Here is a 17,277-nt window from a genome sequence, read left to right on the forward strand (position 1 = left end):
CTTCCCGGCTTCAGAAAATGCCTTTCTGGCGAATCTTTTTCATTTTTTCTGCCGAAGCCGCCACTTCGCTTAATACCACCTCTTCGCTGCCTCCACGAGAGGCTTCCACTGGCGCAGCGCCTGGCTCACCGCGCCGCAGCTGCTGCAACTGGCTATTTTGCTGCTCCAGCAGGTGATTCATTTTTTCGATTTCTTCCCGCAAACGGGCAAGCTCTGCCGCATTGTCCTTCTCAGCACGAGAGGTTTTTTTCGCCGGAGCGGGCTTCACTGTTTCCAGCAGCAGCTGTAACTGCTCTAACTGTTGCTCAGAAAAATGCTCGCTCGCGGCTGCCCGGGTCGGAGTCCCTTCAGGTAAAAGCCCACCGGCGCTTAGCTCGTCCATCAGTTCCGGCAAGGTTAGCGAGTCCCTGCCGATAGATTCGGCAATGTGCCCGCACGCTCGGGGGCTCAGCCGCTGAAGCTGAAGGCCTGCCAGATAGACGTGACGATGGAACCCACGCATCTCCATGGCCATATCTTCGCGCGATCGCCCGCTCTGCTTTAGCCCTTCATGCCATTGCCGTAACTCAGAAAAAGCGCGCTGGTCGGCCTGCGAATCATCCGGGCGAAGATGAAGCGAGAAGTTAACCCGCTTCGTCCGGCTGTTATGCATTTTCCTCTACCTCAAGCAGCACCGGTTCTTCAACGGCGTCCGCGCCGGAGTCAGAATGGTAGAGGCAGATTTCCCGGGAAAGCGCGCTTTGCGGCTTATCAATCATCACCACCCTTTCACCCAACGTGGAATAAGCTTCGCGGATGGCGGACTCAATCAGCGGCGCGCCGCCGCCAACCAGGTAAACGCGGTTTGGATTTTTGGCAAACTTCTTCGCTTCATAGGCGACCTGATCGCCCAGTTCGGAGATTTTTATCTCAATGCGCTGCAAAATATCGGCAATGCGGCTTTCATCGTTCACCACGCTTTTCACAAACGCCATGTCGTCGCGACGTTTGATCAGCTCGTTTGCCACCAGATAGCTTGAGTCGCTGTCTGCCGCAGCCAGCGCCTTGCGGGTTGCATCCGTGACCATCGCCACGCCGATTTCGTTGTTGCCGTAAATAGCCGAAACGTCGTCAAATTCACCGACAATCACCCCCATATCCAGCGTCGTTCCACCGCAGTCGATGACCAGAGATTTGGTAAACTCGCTGGCGTCAGAGTCCAGCAGGTGAGACAGCGCGGCTGGCAGGCTTTCCGGCATCACTTCCACGCCGACGATGTTAAACAGCTCTCCTTTATTCAACGAGATCTCGCGCATCAGGTTCTGACGCTTAGCCTCAATGCGCTCTTCGTTGCGCTGGCAGTCGTCCGGGTTATAAAACTGCGTAATCGGCAGCGTAACGACCACCTCGACATCGCAGGCCTCGAGCCCGGTTTGCAGCAGCGCATGGTGCACGGCCAGCAGGTTTAAATCGTCATATTGATAGTCAATGTGCGTGGTGGAGAGCGCCTTGTCAGAAGTGGCATCGTAGGTGTATTTGGTGGTGCCGATAGTGTAGTTAAACACTTTCTGCCCGCGCAGCAGGGCCGCACTTTTCCAGTCTTTACGGAACGAATTCGGGGACACCACCGTCTTGAGAATACCGTTCTCAATCCAGCTGATTTTTACGTTGGTGGAGCCATCATCAATGGCGAATTTCATACGAGCGTGGGACATGTGGAGTTTCTCAATCTATAAATTGAGCAGCCTGATTAGTAAATCAGCCGCATCGATATTAAACGTGTAAATAAGCGAAGGCAGAAAGGCAATATAATTACTTATTTATAACAAATGAAAACAGCTTCACTAAACATACAACAATGATACCTTAAAAAGGCTTTTGGCTGAATAAAAACACAACACGAAAATAATAAACGCACCATAAAAAGAAATAAAAACCAATAAAAACAGACGAATAAAACAAACACATCAACTTCTAAAATATAAATCACCCGCAATACCAAAAACGAAATGGAAATAAACATTCCATGTTAAAAGAATATATTATTCCGCATGCGGAAGTTTTATTTCCCCACGACTAAATTTCATATTTCAATACATAGTCTGATAAACGAACCTTTGCCCCCGTTAGCTGCCGGCATGTTCATTTGCACCCGACTGCCGTTTCCCGGACAATAGCTTTTTAACTTCAGGCTAACAACGTCATGAACCATCCACATCAAGCGCTATTGAGCGCGGGCGGCATTTTGCTGCTGGCCTTTCTTTCGTGCCTGCTGCTGCCGGCTCCGGCGTTAACGCTGACGCTGGCGCAAAAGCTCATCGACACCTTCCACCTCGTCGATCTCAGCCAGCTCTACGTTATCCTGTTTTGTATCTGGTTCCTTGTGCTGGGCACTGTCGAGTATTACCTGCTACGTTTTATCTGGCGCCGTTGGTTCTCGATTACCCGCATCTGAACCCGAAAGTTAAGGTGCCGTTTTCTGAATAAACGGCACCGCTCAAAATACCATTCCCCTACTCCTCCCTCTCTATTTGCCTGATACACGCAGGTATTATTTCGGCCCAATAACCGCTAACACTAAAGGGGTAATCGTCTACCCAATGTTTATCGAGTTGATTTCACGCAATATCTGAATGGCTATAGCTGCTATTTTCGCCCGCACAAAAAACGTCGTAACAATGAGGTGACGATGAACGTCAGTCGCAGGAAGTTTTTCAAAATCTGCGCCGGCGGAATGGCAGGTACAACGGCGGCGGTGCTGGGCTTTGCCCCAAAAGCCGCGCTGGCGGAGACGCGCAACTACAAGCTGCTGCGCGCGAAAGAAACCCGCAATAGCTGTACTTACTGTTCTGTTGGCTGTGGATTATTAATGTATAGCCTCGGAGACGGCTCGAAAAATGCCAAATCCAGCATTTTCCATATCGAAGGGGACCCGGACCACCCGGTAAACCGCGGCGCTCTGTGCCCGAAAGGCGCAGGGCTGCTCGACTATATTCACAGCGATAGCCGCCTTCGCTACCCGGAATACCGCGCCCCAGGTTCCGATAAATGGCAGCGCATCAGCTGGGAAGACGCGTTCTCTCGCATCGCCCGCCTGATGAAAGATGACCGTGATGCGAACTTCATTGAGAAGAATGAGCAGGATGTGACGGTCAACCGCTGGCTTTCCACCGGCATGCTTTGCGCTTCGGCGGCCAGCAACGAAACCGGCATGTTGACCCAGAAGTTTGCCCGCTCGCTGGGCATGCTGGCGGTAGATAACCAGGCGCGCGTCTGACACGGACCAACGGTAGCAAGTCTTGCTCCAACATTTGGTCGCGGTGCGATGACCAACCACTGGGTTGATATCAAAAACGCCAACGTGGTGATGGTGATGGGCGGCAACGCCGCTGAAGCCCACCCGGTCGGTTTCCGCTGGGCGATGGAAGCCAAAAACAACAACGACGCCACGCTGATTGTGGTCGACCCGCGCTTTACCCGCACCGCCTCGGTGGCGGATATCTACGCGCCAATCCGCTCCGGCACCGACATTACCTTCCTGTCGGGCGTCATTCTGTACCTGATTTCTAACAACAAAATCAACGCAGAATACGTCAAACACTACACCAATGCGGCCCTGCTGGTACGCGAAGACTTTAGCTTTGACGACGGCCTGTTCAGCGGCTACGACGAAGAAAAACGCCAGTACGACAAAACCAGCTGGAACTACCAGTTCGACGAAAACGGCTTTGCGAAGCGTGACGACACGCTGACCGACCCACGCTGCGTGTGGAACCTGCTCAAAGAGCACGTTGCACGCTACACGCCGGATGTCGTCGAGCATATCTGCGGCACGCCGCAGGCGGACTTCCTGAAAGTGTGCGAAGTGCTGGCCTCAACCAGCGCGGTGGACCGCACCACCACGTTCCTGTACGCGCTGGGCTGGACTCAGCACACCGTGGGCGCGCAGAACATCCGCACCATGGCGATGATCCAGCTGCTGCTGGGTAACATGGGCATGGCGGGCGGCGGCGTCAACGCGCTGCGTGGTCACTCCAACATTCAGGGTCTGACCGACCTCGGCCTGCTGTCCACCAGCCTGCCAGGCTACCTGTCTTTGCCGTCCGAGAAGCAAACCACGCTCGAGGACTACCTCGCAACCAACACGCCAAAAGCCACGCTGCCGGGCCAGGTTAACTACTGGAGTAACTATCCGAAGTTCTTCGTCAGCCTGATGAAAGCGTTTTACGGCGACGAAGCGCAGAAGGAAAACGGCTGGGGCTTTGACTGGCTGCCGAAGTGGGATCAGGCCTACGACGTGCTGAAGTACTTCGACATGATGGATCGCAATCTCGTGACCGGCTACCTGTGCCAGGGCTTTAACCCCGTCGCCTCGTTCCCGGATAAAAACAAGGTTGTCGCCAGCCTGAGCAAGCTGAAGTACATGGTGGTTATCGATCCGCTGGTGACGGAAACCTCCAACTTCTGGCAGAACCACGGCGAGATGAACGACGTCGACCCGACGAAGATCCAGACCGAAGTGTTCCGCCTGCCGTCCACTTGCTTTGCAGAAGAAGACGGTTCCATCGCCAACTCCGGCCGCTGGCTGCAGTGGCACTGGAAAGGCGCAGATGCACCGGGCGAAGCGCTTAACGACGGCGAAATTCTTGCCGGGCTTTACCACCGCCTGCGCCAGATGTACCAGGCCGAAGGCGGCAAAGGCGTTGAGCCGCTGATGAAAATGCGCTGGGACTACCACCAGCCGGCTCATCCCGAGTCCGAAGAGATCGCCAAAGAGAGCAACGGCTACGCGCTGGAAGATTTGTTTGACGCCAACGGCAACCTGCAGGCGAAAAAAGGCCAGCTGCTGGACTCCTTCGCGCTGCTGCGTGACGACGGCTCTACCGCCTCGGGCTGCTGGATTTACGCCGGGAGCTGGACCAGCAAAGGCAACCAGATGGCGAACCGCGACAACGCGGATCCGTCCGGGCTGGGCAATACGCTGGGCTGGGCGTGGGCGTGGCCGATGAACCGCCGCGTGCTGTACAACCGCGCCTCGGCAGACCTGCAGGGGAAACCGTGGGACGCGAAGCGCATGCTGATCCAGTGGAACGGTACGAAATGGGTCGGGAACGATATTCCAGACTTCAGCACCGCCGCCCCGGACAGCGGCGTGGGGCCGTTCATCATGCAGCAGGAAGGCCTGGGGCGCTTGTTCGCACTCGACAAGCTGGCCGAAGGACCGTTCCCGGAGCACTACGAGCCGTTCGAAACGCCGCTGGGCACCAACCCGCTGCACCCGAACGTGGTTTCCAACCCGGCGGCACGCCTGTACGAGGCGGACGCGAAGCGCATGGGCCGCAGGCAGCAGTTCCCGTATGTCGGCACGACTTATCGCCTGACCGAGCACTTCCACACCTGGACCAAGCACGCGCGGCTTAACGCCATCGTGCAGCCGGAGCAGTTCGTTGAAATAAGCGAAGGGCTGGCGAAGGCCAAAGGCATTGCGCACGGCGACTGGGTGAAAGTCAGCAGCAAACGCGGCTTTATTAAAGCCGTGGCCGTGGTGACGCCGCGCCTGCAAACCCTGCACGCGGGCGGCCAGGAAATCGAAACCGTCGGTATTCCGCTGCACTGGGGCTTTGAAGGGGCGGCACGCAAGGGCTATCTCGCCAATACCCTGACGCCGTCGATAGGCGACGCCAACTCGCAAACGCCGGAATACAAGGCGTTTCTGGTCAACATTGAGAAGGCGTAAGGGAGAAAACAATGTCCATGCAATCTCAGGATATTATCAAACGCTCGGCGACCAACAGCTTCACGCCGCCGCCGCGGGCGCGTGACTTCAAGGAAGAAGTTACCAAGCTCATCGATGTCACAAGCTGTATCGGCTGCAAGGCCTGCCAGGTTGCCTGCTCGGAGTGGAACGACATCCGCGACGAAGTCGGCCACTGCGTGGGGGTTTACGATAACCCCGCCGACCTGAGCGCCAAGTCCTGGACGCTGATGCGTTTTTCAGAAACCCGTGAAAACGGCAAGCTGGAATGGCTCATCCGCAAAGATGGCTGTATGCACTGCGAGGATCCGGGCTGCCTCAAAGCCTGCCCGTCCGCCGGGGCGATTATTCAGTACGCCAACGGCATCGTGGACTTCCAGTCCGAGCACTGCATCGGCTGCGGCTACTGCATCGCGGGCTGTCCGTTCAACGTGCCTCGCCTGAACAAAGACGATAACCGCGTTTATAAATGCACCCTGTGCGTTGACCGCGTGAGCGTCGGCCAGGAGCCTGCCTGCGTGAAAACCTGCCCAACCGGCGCGATTCACTTTGGCACCCGCCAGGAGATGCTGGAAATGGCAGACCAGCGCGTTGAGAAGCTGAAAAAACGCGGCTTTGAACATGCGGGCGTTTATAACCCGCAGGGCGTGGGCGGCACGCACGTGGTTTACGTGCTGCACCATGCTGACAGGCCGGAGCTGTACCACAACCTGCCGAAAGAGCCGAAGATTGATACCCCAATCAACCTGTGGAAAGGCATTCTGAAACCGCTGTCGGCGGCGGGGTTTGTCGCCACCTTCGGCGCATTGATTTTCCACTATATCGGCATTGGCCCGAACGAAGAGGTGGACGAAGACGAGGAGGATAAGCATGAGTAAGATGATTGTCAGAACGAAATTCATCGACCGTGCCTGTCACTGGACGGTAGTGATTTGCTTCTTCCTCGTGTCGCTGTCCGGCATCGCGCTGTTCTTCCCGACGCTGCAATGGCTGACGGAAACCTTCGGCACGCCGCAGATGGGGCGTATTTTGCATCCGTTCTTCGGCGTGGCTATTTTTGTGGCGCTGATGTTTATGTTCGTGCGCTTCGTGCATCACAACATTCCCGATAAGCAGGATTTACCCTGGCTGAAAGGCATTGTTGAGGTGCTGAAAGGCAACGAGCATAAAGTGGCGGACGTGGGCAAGTACAACGCCGGGCAGAAAATGATGTTCTGGAGCATTATGAGCATGATTTTCGTGCTGCTGGTGACCGGGATTATTATCTGGCGGCCGTGGTTTGCGCACTACTTCCCGATGTGGATGATTCGCTACAGCCTGCTTATCCACGCGGCGTCGGCCATTATTCTGATCCACGCCATCCTGATCCATATGTACATGGCGTTTTGGGTGAAAGGATCGGTTAAGGGCATGATCGTCGGCAAAGTCAGCCGCCGCTGGGCGAAGAAGCACCACCCACGCTGGTATCGCGCTATCGAGGCCGAAGAGGCCAAAAAAGAAAACCGCGAAGGCCTGAAGTAACCGCTCGTTCCCCCTCTTCCGCCCGGGAAGAGGGGTTCACCCGGCACAACGCAAAAGAATTGTGTTGTTTTGTATCCGCACCGCGCTCAGCTAAACAACAAAACAAATCCCCCGCCACCTGACACAGCCCACATACAAACCAGGCGTTAAATAAGCGCATCCGCCACCTGCAGGCGGCAACGTGTTCAACGACCTGATATGTGAGGCTTATGATGAAACTGTTCCGCAACGTTATTCTCCCGCTCGTACTTGCCGCTGCCGTAGCACCCGCTTTTGCTGCCAAAGAAGTTCATAGCGCCCAGGGCCTGGTAAAAATTGGCACCGTCACTGAAAGCGAGAGCACCACGCTGTCCCTCGAGCAGCTCAATGAAAAACTGGCTCAGAAAGCCGAGAAAGCTGGCGCCAGCGCCTGGCGAGTTGTCTCCGCCGGCGGCAACAACAGCTACTTCGGCAGCGCCGATATTTACCGCTGATTTATTCCCTCCCCCTAAAACAGGAAAATGAAATGAAACCCACGCGTAAAACGCTGCTGGCGCTGGCTGCGGCTAGCCTGATGACCGGCTTTGCCGCCCAGGCGGAAACGCAGCACACCATCGTGTTAGTGCACGGCGCCTTCGCCGATGCCACCGGCAGCTGGGAGCAGGTGATCCCCGTGCTGCAAACGCGCCATTACGAAATCATCACCGCGCAAATCCCGCTCACGTCGCTGAAAGATGACGTAGCGGCGACCAAACGCGCCATTGCCCGCGCCAAAGGTGACGTTATTCTGGTCGGTCATTCCTGGGGCGGCACGGTGATTACCGAGGCGGGCAACGACCCGAAAGTTAAAGGGCTGGTGTACATCAACGCCTTTGCGCCGTCGCCAGGCCAGTCAACGGCCGACCTGGCTAACAGCTTCCCCGCCCCGCCTGGCAGCGCAAAAATCATCAAGGGCGCGGACGGCTTCCTGAGCCTAGACCCGAAGGCCGTCGCCACCGACTTTGCCCAGGATGCGACGCCTGAAGCGCAGAACATTATCGGCATCACCCAGATGCCGATTGCCGCCGCAAGCTTCACCGAAAAAGTGACCACCGCCGCCTGGCAACAGAAGCCAAGCTGGTTCCTGGTCGGCAGCAATGACCGGATGATTAACCCGGATCTGGAGCGGGCAATGGCGAAGAAAATCCATGCTCACGTCACTGAATTGCCGGTCAGCCACGTGCCGATGCTTTATGACCCGAGAAATGTCGCCCGCACGATCTTTAAAGCCGTGAATATTACTTCGGGGAATTAACTCGCCTTATTTAATAAGGAGGAAATAACGCTCTCAATAATTAGCCGATTATTTACCGTTGCTAAATTCATTTTAATTATCTGGAGAACACGATGAACCGTATTGCTATGTCCGCTATTGCCCTGTCTTTGGTTTCTTTCAGCGCGGCCTCTTTTGCCGCTGAATTAACCGGACCAAACCTTGAGCGCTGTTTTGGTATTGCCAAATCTGCTGATAACGACTGCAAGGCCGGCGCGGGCACCACCTGCGCAGGGACCTCTAAGGTCGATTACCAGAAAAATGCCTACAAGATGGTGCCGGCAGGCACCTGCACGTCGATCCAAACGCCAAATGGCCACGGCTCGCTGACCGAAGGTTAATAAAAGGGCCACTCACATGACGATGACAATCAATTTGGGCGCCGGGTTAGGCCTTAAGCCAGAACATTATGCCGATGCCTGGAGCAGCCCGTCGGCCCTTTGGTACGAGGTTCACAGTGAAAATTATCTCATGGCGGGTGGCCCGCGCAGAGAGTGGCTGGCAGCCATTCGCCAGCAGCATCAGATCTCCCTGCACGGCGTTTCGCTCTCGTTGGCTGCAGACGAACCGCCGGACGCTCAATTGCTCGCGCAGCTAAGAGCGTTAGTGACCGACATCAAACCCGCGCTCGTTTCAGAGCACCTCGCCTGGTCGCGCTGGAACGGGGTTTATTACCCCGACCTGCTGCCGGTGCCGAGAACCACCCGGGTACTGAACCGCGTCATAGATAATATCAACCGCGTGCAGGATGCGCTGGGCCGCCAGATTTCACTGGAAAACCCGACGCATTATTTGCAAATGCCGGAACACGAGTGGGATGAAATCGAATTTCTCGACGAAGTCAGCCGCCGGAGCGGATGCGGCCTGCTGCTGGATCTGAATAACGTCTGGCTGAGCGCCCACAATCTCGAGTTTGATGCAGTGGCCTGGCTGGACCGCTTCCCGACCGAACGTATCACCGAGATCCACCTGGCGGGCTTTAGCGCCGACGAAGGCGGCAGTGCTTTGCTGATCGACAGCCACGATCGGTCAGTCTCCGAGGATGTCTGGCTGCTGTATAAGCAACTGATTCAGCGAGCGGGAGCAAAACCCACGCTTATCGAACGGGATGACAACCTGCCGTCGTTCGATGAGCTGCTGGCCGAACAGCAGCGCGCGCAGCACATCATCGACACGCTGGGAACCACCGCATGAGTAACACCTTAAGCCGCTATCACGAGGCGTTTATTGGCCTGTTATATGGTGAGGCTCGATCCGGGCTTAGCCATTTTCAGCACCAGCCAGGCATGGCCGTTTACCGCAACGGCGTGATCAAAGCCTGCGTGGACGCTCTGGAGGCTAACTTCCCCAGCGTTTCACGGCTTACCGGCCGCGACTTTTTCCGTGAAATGGCGCGCGGCTACGCGCTTGAACAACCGCCGCGCGGAGGGGAATTAATTCGCTACGGCGACGCCTTCCCTGTTTTTATCGCCGCGTATCCACCAGCCCACGAGCTGCCGTATTTAAGCGCGGTAGCGGAGCTGGACAGGCTCTGGCTGGAGGTGTTTTGCGCTGAGTCTTCGGCCCCGTTGGATGTACATACGCTGGCAAATATTCCTCCGGAGACGTTAGGCACCCGTTCATTACCGCTGCGGGCCAGCGTTCGCTGGTACTGGCATGCCACGCTGCCGGTGTTCACGCTCTGGGCATTCAACCGCCATCAGACAGCAACGCCGGAGACGATTCACTGGCAGGGGGAAGGCGCCCTGCTGGTTCGCCGTCAGCAGCAAATTTTTACCGAACCCTTAAGCCAGGGAGGCGCGGTTTTTCTGACCGCCTGCCGCCAGGGAGCAACCCTTGACCAGGCCAGCGAACAGGCTCTGGCGGCCGAGCCAACCCTCGCCCTCGGCCCCTTTTTCAGCAACCTGCTTAGCAGCGGTATTTTCGCCGCATCTTAATCACACTCTTTGAGGTTAAATGATGAAAGTATCTGAACAAAAAATGACGGAGCAGGGAGTTCACTCGCTGTGGAATAGACTCTGGAGCCGGCTTCAGACAGGCGTCAGCGATAGCGTGCTGTTACTTGTCGCCCGCGTAGGCATTGCTGCGGTGTTTTTCCTGTCTGGCCGCACCAAAGTAACGGGATTTATGACGCTAAAACCGTCCACCTACGAGCTGTTCCGCACCGAATACGCGCTGCCGCTCATCCCCTATAACATCGCCGCGCACCTCGCCACGTTTGCCGAGCACACCTTCCCTGTTCTGCTGGTGCTGGGCCTGTTTTCACGCTTCGCCGCCGCAGGCCTGCTGTTTATGACGCTGGTGATTGAGATTTTTGTCTACCCGGATGCATGGCCTACGCACCTGATTTGGGGCGGTTTGCTGCTGCTGATTATCGCCCGCGGCGCAGGCCGCTGGTCACTGGACAGAGTGCTGAAGCTGGCGTGAGAAAATGCAGGGGCGACACGGGAACCAGTTTCTCCGTGCCGCTCTTGCTGGTTTGAACTGCCTGTACGGCAGTGAACAAGAGCTTTTCACAGCTAACCCTCTGTTGCAATACGTAAAATCATCTCTTTCCCACTTCACACCCTTTTTTTAGGCACAACGGCGCAGAATCGAAAAATCAATAGGTTACGAGCTGGGCTAAAAAAAGGGTCCGGGAACCTTCAGACTTTGTCATCGGCGAATTTTCAGCAGCGACTCGCAAATCGTCCGGAAAAACTCATCGATAATCGATTAATCATCTGTGGGTGAGGACGAATATCTCAGCGCATCCACCAGCAGAGAGAAGGCTGTTGTGTGCTGCTTGCGGCTGGGGTAATAAAGATAATAGCCGGGAAACGGTTTGCACCAGGCCTCAAGCACCCGCACCAGCCGCCCTTCGGCAATCTTGTCGGTAACCGTATCGCTCGGGACAAAAGCCAGCCCCAGTCCGAGCAACGCGGCATCAATGCGCTGGCGAAGGCTATTGAATGTTAATTGCCCTTCGACACGAATTTTTAGCTCGCGCCCGTCTTTTTCGAACTCCCAGGCATAAAGTCCACCGAAGGTGGGAAGACGCATATTGATGCAGTTGTGCTGCTGGAGATCCTGCGGCGTGGCCGGGTAACCGTGCTTGTCAAAATAAGCGGGCGAACCAATCACCGACATGCTGAGCTCCGGGCCAATGCGTACGGCTACCATATCTTTTGCCACCTGCTCGCCGAGACGAATACCCGCGTCGAACCGCCCGCTGACGATGTCGGTCAGCGCGTTGTCCACGCTAATTTCTACGTTGATGTCCGGGTAGTCGACCAGAAAGGTTTGCAGCACCGGCCATAGCACCGACTGTACGCTGTGCTCCGCCGCGTTAAGGCGAATATTCCCGGCCGGGCGCTCGCGCATTTCACTCAGAACGGCAAGTTCGTTCTCGAGGTCAGCAAAACGAGGCGCCAGGCTGGCAAGCAGCTTCTCACCGGCTTCAGTGGGCGCAACGCTTCTCGTCGTGCGGGTTAGCAAGCGAAGCTGGAGGCGCTCTTCAAGCCCGCGAATCGCGTGGCTTAGGGCTGACTGGGAAACGCCAAGTTTTGCCGCAGCCCGGGTAAAACTGCGTTCACGCGCCACTGCCATAAATGACATTAGATCGTGAAAGTTCTCTTTTAGCATGGACGAACGCGCCTCAATCAGTGACAGAATCCCTCCAGTATAGCGAGATTCATGAGCTGGATTCATAAGCTCTTGTACATTTCACCGGCTAGTCCCCTGCGCCAATCACGACTACTGTATTTCTACGATCAATGAATGCGCTATCTGGAGTACGACATGAAAATTACCCGCAGCGGATCTCAACCTTCTCAGCGAGGCCCGGAGAGCTATTTTACCGGCACCGTGCGCATTGATGCGCCATTTAGCGGCACGGAAAACGCACGTGTAGGTGGGGCTACCGTCACCTTTGAACCCGGTGCACGCACGGCCTGGCATACACACCCACTTGGCCAAACGCTGATTGTTACTCAAGGGCGCGGCTGGCTGCAGGAATGGGGTGAAGAGATTCAGGATCTGAACCAGGGCGATATCGCCTGGATCCCCGAAGGGGTGAAACACTGGCACGGGGCGTCGCCAGAAACGGCAATGACGCATATCGCAATTGCCGAGTCATTGAACGGCAGCCCGGTTGAATGGCTGGAAAAAGTCAGCGACGAGCAATACAAAAAATAGCGATGGAGGTTACATGACACAAGGCATTGAAAATAAAGTTGTGGTGATCACCGGCGCCAGCAGTGGCCTGGGTGAGGCCCTGGCGCGTCGTCTGGTTAAAGACGGCGCTAAGCTAGTGCTGGGCGCTCGCCGTCTCGATCGGCTAAAAAAACTGGCGCAGGATCTTAACCTGAGCCCGGAAGCAGCGGTGCAGACCGACGTCACTCAGCCGGAGCAGGTGCAGGCGCTGGTCGATAAGGCCCTGGCGCTGTACGGGCGAGTGGATGTAATGGTCAATAATGCAGGCCTGATGCCGCATTCGCTGCTCGAACGCAGAAAGTTTGATGACTGGAATGCGATGATCGACGTCAACCTTAAGGGCGTACTGTACGGTATTGCCGCTGCCCTGCCTTATATGCAGCAGCAAAAAAGCGGCCACATCATCAATACCTCTTCCGTCGCGGGCCACAAAGTTCGCGCGGGCAGCGCAGTTTACGCGGCCACCAAAACGGCGGTGCGGGTGATATCTGAAGGGCTGCGCCAGGAGGTAAAACCTTACAACATCCGCACGACAATTATTTCGCCGGGGGCGGTTGAGAGCGAGCTGGTGACCAGCATTACCGAAGCAGACGTGGCGGCCAATATCCAGCAGTTCTACGACGACGTTGCAATCTCCGCCGAGTCGTTTGCCAGCGTGGTCGCCTTTGCCATCAGCCAGCCGGAGGATGTGGACATCAACGAAATCCTGTTCCGCCCTACCCGTCAGGAGCTTTAACATTTCGCCCTCTCTTCCGCCCGGAGGAGAGGTCTTTTGGTCCTACCAATTCCACTAAAAACGTGCCCTTTTCTACAAAATGCCGATAAAGGCTCGCCAGACCGTTGCCATCCGTTAACACAAGATTAACCATTAGCCATCATTTGCTCTACAAAGCAAAATTGGTCCTACCAATCTAATAAAAAAACGATAAACGCCTCACCCTGGAGAACACCTGCATGCAAGTCTGGCCCCAACTCTACGACCCGCTCGGGAATATCTGGCTGTCGAGCCTGATTGCCGCGATCCCGATCCTGTTCTTCTTCTTCGCGCTGATAAAGCTGCGCATGAAGGGCTACAAAGCCGCGACGCTGACGGTATTTCTTGCCCTGTTGGTCGCGCTGTTTCTGTACCGCATGCCGGTGGACAGAGCGCTTGCCTCAGTAGTTTATGGCTTCTTCTATGGCCTGTGGCCCATCGCCTGGATAATCGTCGCCGCGGTGTTTGTCTACAAGATCTCGGTAAAGACCGGTCAGTTCGACATTATTCGCTCCTCTATCCTGTCGATTACGCCGGATCAGCGTCTGCAAATGCTGATTGTCGGCTTCTCCTTTGGGGCATTTCTCGAAGGTGCCGCCGGGTTTGGCGCGCCGGTTGCCATTACCGCCGCCCTGCTGGTCGGCCTGGGATTTAAGCCGCTTTATGCCGCCGGTTTGTGTCTGATAGTGAACACCGCGCCGGTAGCCTTCGGCGCAATGGGGATCCCGATTATCGTTGCCGGGCAGGTCACCGGTCTGGACAGCTTCGAGATAGGCCAGATGGTAGGCCGCCAGTTGCCGTTCCTGACGATTATCGTGTTGTTCTGGATCATGGCGATTATGGACGGCTGGCGCGGTATCAAAGAGACCTGGCCGGCGGTGATCGTGGCGGGTGGCTCGTTTGCTATCGCGCAGTATCTCAGCTCCAACTTTATCGGCCCTGAGCTGCCGGACATTATCTCGTCGCTGGTATCGCTGGTGTGCCTGACGGCATTTCTGCGGGTCTGGAAACCGGTGCGTATTTTCCGCTTTGATAGCGAGGGTGCGGCTGAAACCGTGCAAGAGCAGTCCTCGCAGAAATACACCTCCGGGCAGATCCTTAAGGCCTGGATGCCGTTCCTGTTCTTAACGGCCACGGTCACGCTGTGGAGCATCCCGCCGTTTAAAGCGCTGTTCGCCAAAGGCGGCGTGATGGCCGACTGGGTCTATAATTTCTCGGTGCCGTTTCTCGACAATCTGGTGGCCAAAATGCCGCCGGTGGTTGCCGCGAGCGTGCCTTATGCAGCAGTCTTTAAGTTTGACTGGCTGTCGGCCACCGGCACCGCCATCCTGGTCGCGGCGCTGATCTCTGTTGTCTACCTGCGCATGAAGCCAAAAGCGGCGCTGGCGACCTTTGGAGAAACGCTGAAGGAGCTGGCTCTGCCGATTTACTCCATCGGCATGGTGCTGGCGTTTGCTTTTATCTCTAACTATTCCGGGCTGTCGGCCACGCTTGCCCTGGCGCTGGCGCACACCGGCCATGCCTTTACCTTCTTCTCGCCGTTCCTTGGCTGGCTGGGCGTGTTCCTGACCGGGTCGGACACCTCTTCTAACGCGCTGTTTGCCGCCCTACAGGCAACCACCGCGCAGCAGATTGGCGTGTCGGACCTGCTTCTGGTGGCGGCCAACACCACCGGCGGCGTCACCGGCAAGATGATTTCGCCGCAGTCGATAGCCATTGCCTGTGCGGCGGTGGGGCTGGTGGGGAAAGAGTCAGACCTGTTCCGCTTCACCGTGAAGCACAGCCTGATTTTCACCTGCATGGTGGGCGTGATTACCACGCTGCAGGCCTATGTTTTAACCTGGATGATCCCATGACCGAAGCTGTTCCGCGCCTTGCCGACCAGATAGTTGAGCGTGTTAAGGCGCTGATTAATGAACGTAACCTGGAGGCGGGCATGCGGTTGCCCGCCGAGCGCCAGCTGGCCGCCGGGCTGGGCTGTTCGCGCTCGATTTTACGCGAGGCAATTCAGAAGCTGATTGGCGAAGGCGTGCTGGCCAGCCGTCGCGGCGGCGGCACTTATCTGCGCTACCAGACCGAGCAGTGGTCGGAACAGCGCATCGTGCAGCCGCTGAAGACGCTGGTTGAGGGTGACCCCAGTTACCAGTTGGATATCCTCGAAGCGAGACATTCCATTGAAGGCAGCACGGCCTGGTACGCGGCGATGCGAGCGACGCAGGCCGACAAAGAAAAGCTGATCGCCTGTTTTGATGCCACGCTCAAGTTTAAAGAGAGCGACGATCCGGATCTCGCCGCGCAGGCCGACGTTCGTTTTCACCTGGCAATAGCCGAAGCCTCCCACAATATCGTGCTGCTCCAGACCATGCGCGGGTTCTTCGACCTGCTGCAATCTTCGGTGCTCCATAGCCGCCAGCGTATGTACACCGTTCCGGCCATTTTTGCCGGGCTAACCGAGCAGCACGACGAACTGTTGCAGGCGATTCTGGCCGGAGACGCCGAGCGGGCAAGACGAGCCGCCCAGTCGCACCTCGGCTACGTGCACGCCACCATCAAGACCCTGCAGGAAGACGAAGCCCGTCAGGCACGCGTTACCCGCCTCCCGGACGAAGCAAGTGATGAAATAAGGGAAAAGAAACGATGATTATTTCCGCAGCAACCGACTACCGTGCCGCCGCCGAGCGCATTCTGCCGCCATTTTTATTCCACTACATCGACGGTGGGGCCTATGCCGAGCATACCCTGAAGCGCAACGTGGAGGATTTGGCACAGGTGGCGCTCAAGCAGCGCGTGCTGAAAAACATGTCGGCGCTGAGCCTGGAAACCAGGCTGTTCAACGAAACGCTGTCAATGCCGGTGGCCCTCGGCCCCGTGGGGCTTTGCGGCATGTATGCGCGCCGGGGAGAAGTTCAGGCCGCAAAAGCCGCCGCGGCGAAAGGCATTCCTTTTACCCTGTCGACAGTGTCCGTTTGCCCTATTGAAGAAGTCGCCCCCGCCATCAGCCGCCCGATGTGGTTCCAGCTCTATGTGCTGAAAGACCGCGGCTTTATGCGCAATGCGCTGGAGCGGGCGAAAGCCGCCGGATGCTCTACGCTGGTGTTTACCGTCGATATGCCAACGCCGGGCGCTCGTTACCGTGACGCCCACTCCGGCATGAGCGGCCCTAACGCGGCAATGCGTCGTTATCTTCAGGCCGTAACGCACCCGCAGTGGGCATGGGATGTCGGCTTAAACGGCCGTCCTCATGATTTGGGCAATATCTCCGCCTATCTCGGTAAACCGACCGGGCTGGAAGATTATATCGGCTGGCTGGCGAACAACTTTGATCCGTCAATATCGTGGAAAGATCTGGAGTGGATCCGCGAGTTCTGGGATGGCCCGATGGTGATTAAAGGGATCCTCGACCCAGAAGACGCCCGCGATGCGGTTCGCTTTGGCGCCGACGGTATTGTGGTGTCTAACCACGGCGGCCGCCAGCTGGACGGCGTGCTCTCTTCCGCTCGCGCCCTGCCCGCCATTGCCGATGCGGTAAAAGGCGATATTACAATTCTGGCTGATAGCGGCATCCGCAACGGCCTGGACGTGGTGCGTATGATTGCGCTGGGCGCCGACACGGTGCTGCTGGGACGCGCCTTCCTGTATGCGCTGGCCACCCACGGCGAGGCTGGCGTCACCAACCTGTTAAACCTGATTGAGAAAGAGATGCGTGTGGCGATGACGCTGACCGGCGCGAAGTCTATCGCCGGGATTACGCCTGAGCTGCTGGTTCGCCAGGGCTTCTGATCT

General features: G+C 56.8%; 18 protein-coding genes. 15 read left to right on the top strand and 3 right to left on the bottom strand.

What is annotated here, in order from left to right:
• Positions 1 to 10: 10 nt before the first annotated feature.
• Positions 11 to 652 (bottom strand): hypothetical protein, encoded by a 642-nt coding sequence (locus JT31_RS06965; RefSeq protein WP_038474962.1) that lies wholly within the window; start codon positions 650 to 652, stop codon positions 11 to 13.
• Positions 645 to 1,694: a plasmid segregation protein ParM domain-containing protein gene (parM, locus tag JT31_RS06970; protein ID WP_038474964.1), complete on the bottom strand. Its 1,050-nt coding sequence runs from the start codon at positions 1,692 to 1,694 to the stop codon at positions 645 to 647. Before parM ends, JT31_RS06965 begins: the two co-directional genes overlap by 8 nt.
• 488 nt (positions 1,695 to 2,182) lie before the next feature.
• Between parM and JT31_RS06975 the strand changes: the two genes are divergently transcribed.
• The 10 genes from JT31_RS06975 to JT31_RS07025 all read left to right on the top strand — a co-directional run bounded on the left by JT31_RS06975 (position 2,183) and on the right by JT31_RS07025 (position 10,973).
• Positions 2,183 to 2,434 carry a DUF1158 family protein gene (locus JT31_RS06975; protein WP_038474967.1) on the top strand — a complete coding sequence of 84 codons (252 nt, stop codon included), beginning with the start codon at positions 2,183 to 2,185 and terminating at the stop codon, positions 2,432 to 2,434.
• A gap of 234 nt (positions 2,435 to 2,668) precedes the next feature.
• Positions 2,669 to 5,716, top strand: a complete 3,048-nt coding sequence (gene fdnG, locus JT31_RS06985) for a formate dehydrogenase-N subunit alpha (RefSeq protein ID WP_144244035.1) — start codon at positions 2,669 to 2,671, stop codon at positions 5,714 to 5,716.
• A gap of 11 nt (positions 5,717 to 5,727) precedes the next feature.
• A complete protein-coding gene (gene fdxH, locus JT31_RS06990) occupies positions 5,728 to 6,612 on the top strand; it encodes a formate dehydrogenase subunit beta (RefSeq protein ID WP_038474973.1) in 885 nt (294 codons plus the stop codon).
• Positions 6,599 to 7,255, top strand: a complete 657-nt coding sequence (gene fdnI, locus JT31_RS06995; protein ID WP_038482885.1) for a formate dehydrogenase-N subunit gamma — start codon at positions 6,599 to 6,601, stop codon at positions 7,253 to 7,255. Before fdxH ends, fdnI begins: the two co-directional genes overlap by 14 nt.
• A 209-nt stretch (positions 7,256 to 7,464) precedes the next feature.
• Positions 7,465 to 7,728 (top strand): DUF1471 domain-containing protein, encoded by a 264-nt coding sequence (locus JT31_RS07000; RefSeq protein WP_370527413.1) that lies wholly within the window; start codon positions 7,465 to 7,467, stop codon positions 7,726 to 7,728.
• A 32-nt stretch (positions 7,729 to 7,760) separates the two neighbouring features.
• Positions 7,761 to 8,528 carry an alpha/beta fold hydrolase gene (locus JT31_RS07005; RefSeq protein ID WP_038474975.1) on the top strand — a complete coding sequence of 256 codons (768 nt, stop codon included), beginning with the start codon at positions 7,761 to 7,763 and terminating at the stop codon, positions 8,526 to 8,528.
• 92 nt (positions 8,529 to 8,620) lie between these two features.
• Entirely contained in the window at positions 8,621 to 8,887 is a 267-nt protein-coding gene (locus JT31_RS07010; protein ID WP_038474977.1) for a DUF2282 domain-containing protein, read from the top strand.
• Positions 8,888 to 8,903: 16 nt separating this feature from the next.
• Complete coding sequence (locus JT31_RS07015; protein ID WP_038474980.1) at positions 8,904 to 9,740, top strand: DUF692 domain-containing protein; 837 nt, start codon at positions 8,904 to 8,906, stop codon at positions 9,738 to 9,740.
• Entirely contained in the window at positions 9,737 to 10,483 is a 747-nt protein-coding gene (locus tag JT31_RS07020; RefSeq protein ID WP_038474982.1) for a DNA-binding domain-containing protein, read from the top strand. The genes JT31_RS07015 and JT31_RS07020 overlap by 4 nt, the downstream gene beginning before the upstream one ends.
• Positions 10,484 to 10,502: 19 nt before the next feature.
• Positions 10,503 to 10,973 (top strand): DoxX family protein, encoded by a 471-nt coding sequence (locus JT31_RS07025; RefSeq protein ID WP_235212925.1) that lies wholly within the window; start codon positions 10,503 to 10,505, stop codon positions 10,971 to 10,973.
• A gap of 288 nt (positions 10,974 to 11,261) precedes the next feature.
• Here the strand turns inward: JT31_RS07025 and JT31_RS07030 are convergent, their stop codons facing one another.
• Positions 11,262 to 12,170 (bottom strand): LysR family transcriptional regulator, encoded by a 909-nt coding sequence (locus tag JT31_RS07030; protein ID WP_038474984.1) that lies wholly within the window; start codon positions 12,168 to 12,170, stop codon positions 11,262 to 11,264.
• Between the two features lie 156 nt (positions 12,171 to 12,326).
• On the opposite strand from JT31_RS07030, the gene JT31_RS07035 reads away from it, so the two are divergent.
• The 5 genes from JT31_RS07035 (at position 12,327) to lldD (ending at position 17,274) form a co-directional block, all read left to right on the top strand.
• The gene (locus JT31_RS07035; RefSeq protein WP_038474986.1) at positions 12,327 to 12,722 is read left to right on the top strand and encodes a cupin domain-containing protein; all 396 of its coding nucleotides are present in this window, start codon (positions 12,327 to 12,329) and stop codon (positions 12,720 to 12,722) included.
• 13 nt (positions 12,723 to 12,735) lie between these two features.
• Complete coding sequence (locus JT31_RS07040) at positions 12,736 to 13,476, top strand: SDR family oxidoreductase (RefSeq protein ID WP_038474989.1); 741 nt, start codon at positions 12,736 to 12,738, stop codon at positions 13,474 to 13,476.
• A 218-nt stretch (positions 13,477 to 13,694) separates the two neighbouring features.
• Positions 13,695 to 15,350 carry an L-lactate permease gene (gene lldP, locus JT31_RS07045; RefSeq protein ID WP_038474991.1) on the top strand — a complete coding sequence of 552 codons (1,656 nt, stop codon included), beginning with the start codon at positions 13,695 to 13,697 and terminating at the stop codon, positions 15,348 to 15,350.
• On the top strand, positions 15,347 to 16,135 hold the full coding sequence (lldR, locus tag JT31_RS07050) for a transcriptional regulator LldR (RefSeq protein WP_038474993.1): 789 nt from the start codon (positions 15,347 to 15,349) through the stop codon (positions 16,133 to 16,135). Before lldP ends, lldR begins: the two co-directional genes overlap by 4 nt.
• Entirely contained in the window at positions 16,132 to 17,274 is a 1,143-nt protein-coding gene (gene lldD / locus JT31_RS07055) for an FMN-dependent L-lactate dehydrogenase LldD (protein WP_038474995.1), read from the top strand. The genes lldR and lldD overlap by 4 nt, the downstream gene beginning before the upstream one ends.
• The last annotated feature ends 3 nt before the right edge of the window (positions 17,275 to 17,277 follow it).

Source organism: Cedecea neteri (genome assembly GCF_000757825.1).
GTDB classification, from domain to species: domain Bacteria; phylum Pseudomonadota; class Gammaproteobacteria; order Enterobacterales; family Enterobacteriaceae; genus Cedecea; species Cedecea selenatireducens.

Coding starts and splice junctions, on each gene's coding strand:
- JT31_RS06965 (WP_038474962.1), bottom strand. CDS start 652: ATGCATAACAGCCGGACGAAGCGGGTTAACTTCTCGCTTCATCTTCGC.
- parM (WP_038474964.1), bottom strand. CDS start 1,694: ATGTCCCACGCTCGTATGAAATTCGCCATTGATGATGGCTCCACCAAC.
- JT31_RS06975 (WP_038474967.1), top strand. CDS start 2,183: ATGAACCATCCACATCAAGCGCTATTGAGCGCGGGCGGCATTTTGCTG.
- fdxH (WP_038474973.1), top strand. CDS start 5,728: ATGTCCATGCAATCTCAGGATATTATCAAACGCTCGGCGACCAACAGC.
- JT31_RS07000 (WP_370527413.1), top strand. CDS start 7,465: ATGATGAAACTGTTCCGCAACGTTATTCTCCCGCTCGTACTTGCCGCT.
- JT31_RS07005 (WP_038474975.1), top strand. CDS start 7,761: ATGAAACCCACGCGTAAAACGCTGCTGGCGCTGGCTGCGGCTAGCCTG.
- JT31_RS07010 (WP_038474977.1), top strand. CDS start 8,621: ATGAACCGTATTGCTATGTCCGCTATTGCCCTGTCTTTGGTTTCTTTC.
- JT31_RS07015 (WP_038474980.1), top strand. CDS start 8,904: ATGACGATGACAATCAATTTGGGCGCCGGGTTAGGCCTTAAGCCAGAA.
- JT31_RS07020 (WP_038474982.1), top strand. CDS start 9,737: ATGAGTAACACCTTAAGCCGCTATCACGAGGCGTTTATTGGCCTGTTA.
- JT31_RS07025 (WP_235212925.1), top strand. CDS start 10,503: ATGATGAAAGTATCTGAACAAAAAATGACGGAGCAGGGAGTTCACTCG.
- JT31_RS07030 (WP_038474984.1), bottom strand. CDS start 12,170: ATGCTAAAAGAGAACTTTCACGATCTAATGTCATTTATGGCAGTGGCG.
- JT31_RS07035 (WP_038474986.1), top strand. CDS start 12,327: ATGAAAATTACCCGCAGCGGATCTCAACCTTCTCAGCGAGGCCCGGAG.
- JT31_RS07040 (WP_038474989.1), top strand. CDS start 12,736: ATGACACAAGGCATTGAAAATAAAGTTGTGGTGATCACCGGCGCCAGC.
- lldP (WP_038474991.1), top strand. CDS start 13,695: ATGCAAGTCTGGCCCCAACTCTACGACCCGCTCGGGAATATCTGGCTG.
- lldR (WP_038474993.1), top strand. CDS start 15,347: ATGACCGAAGCTGTTCCGCGCCTTGCCGACCAGATAGTTGAGCGTGTT.
- lldD (WP_038474995.1), top strand. CDS start 16,132: ATGATTATTTCCGCAGCAACCGACTACCGTGCCGCCGCCGAGCGCATT.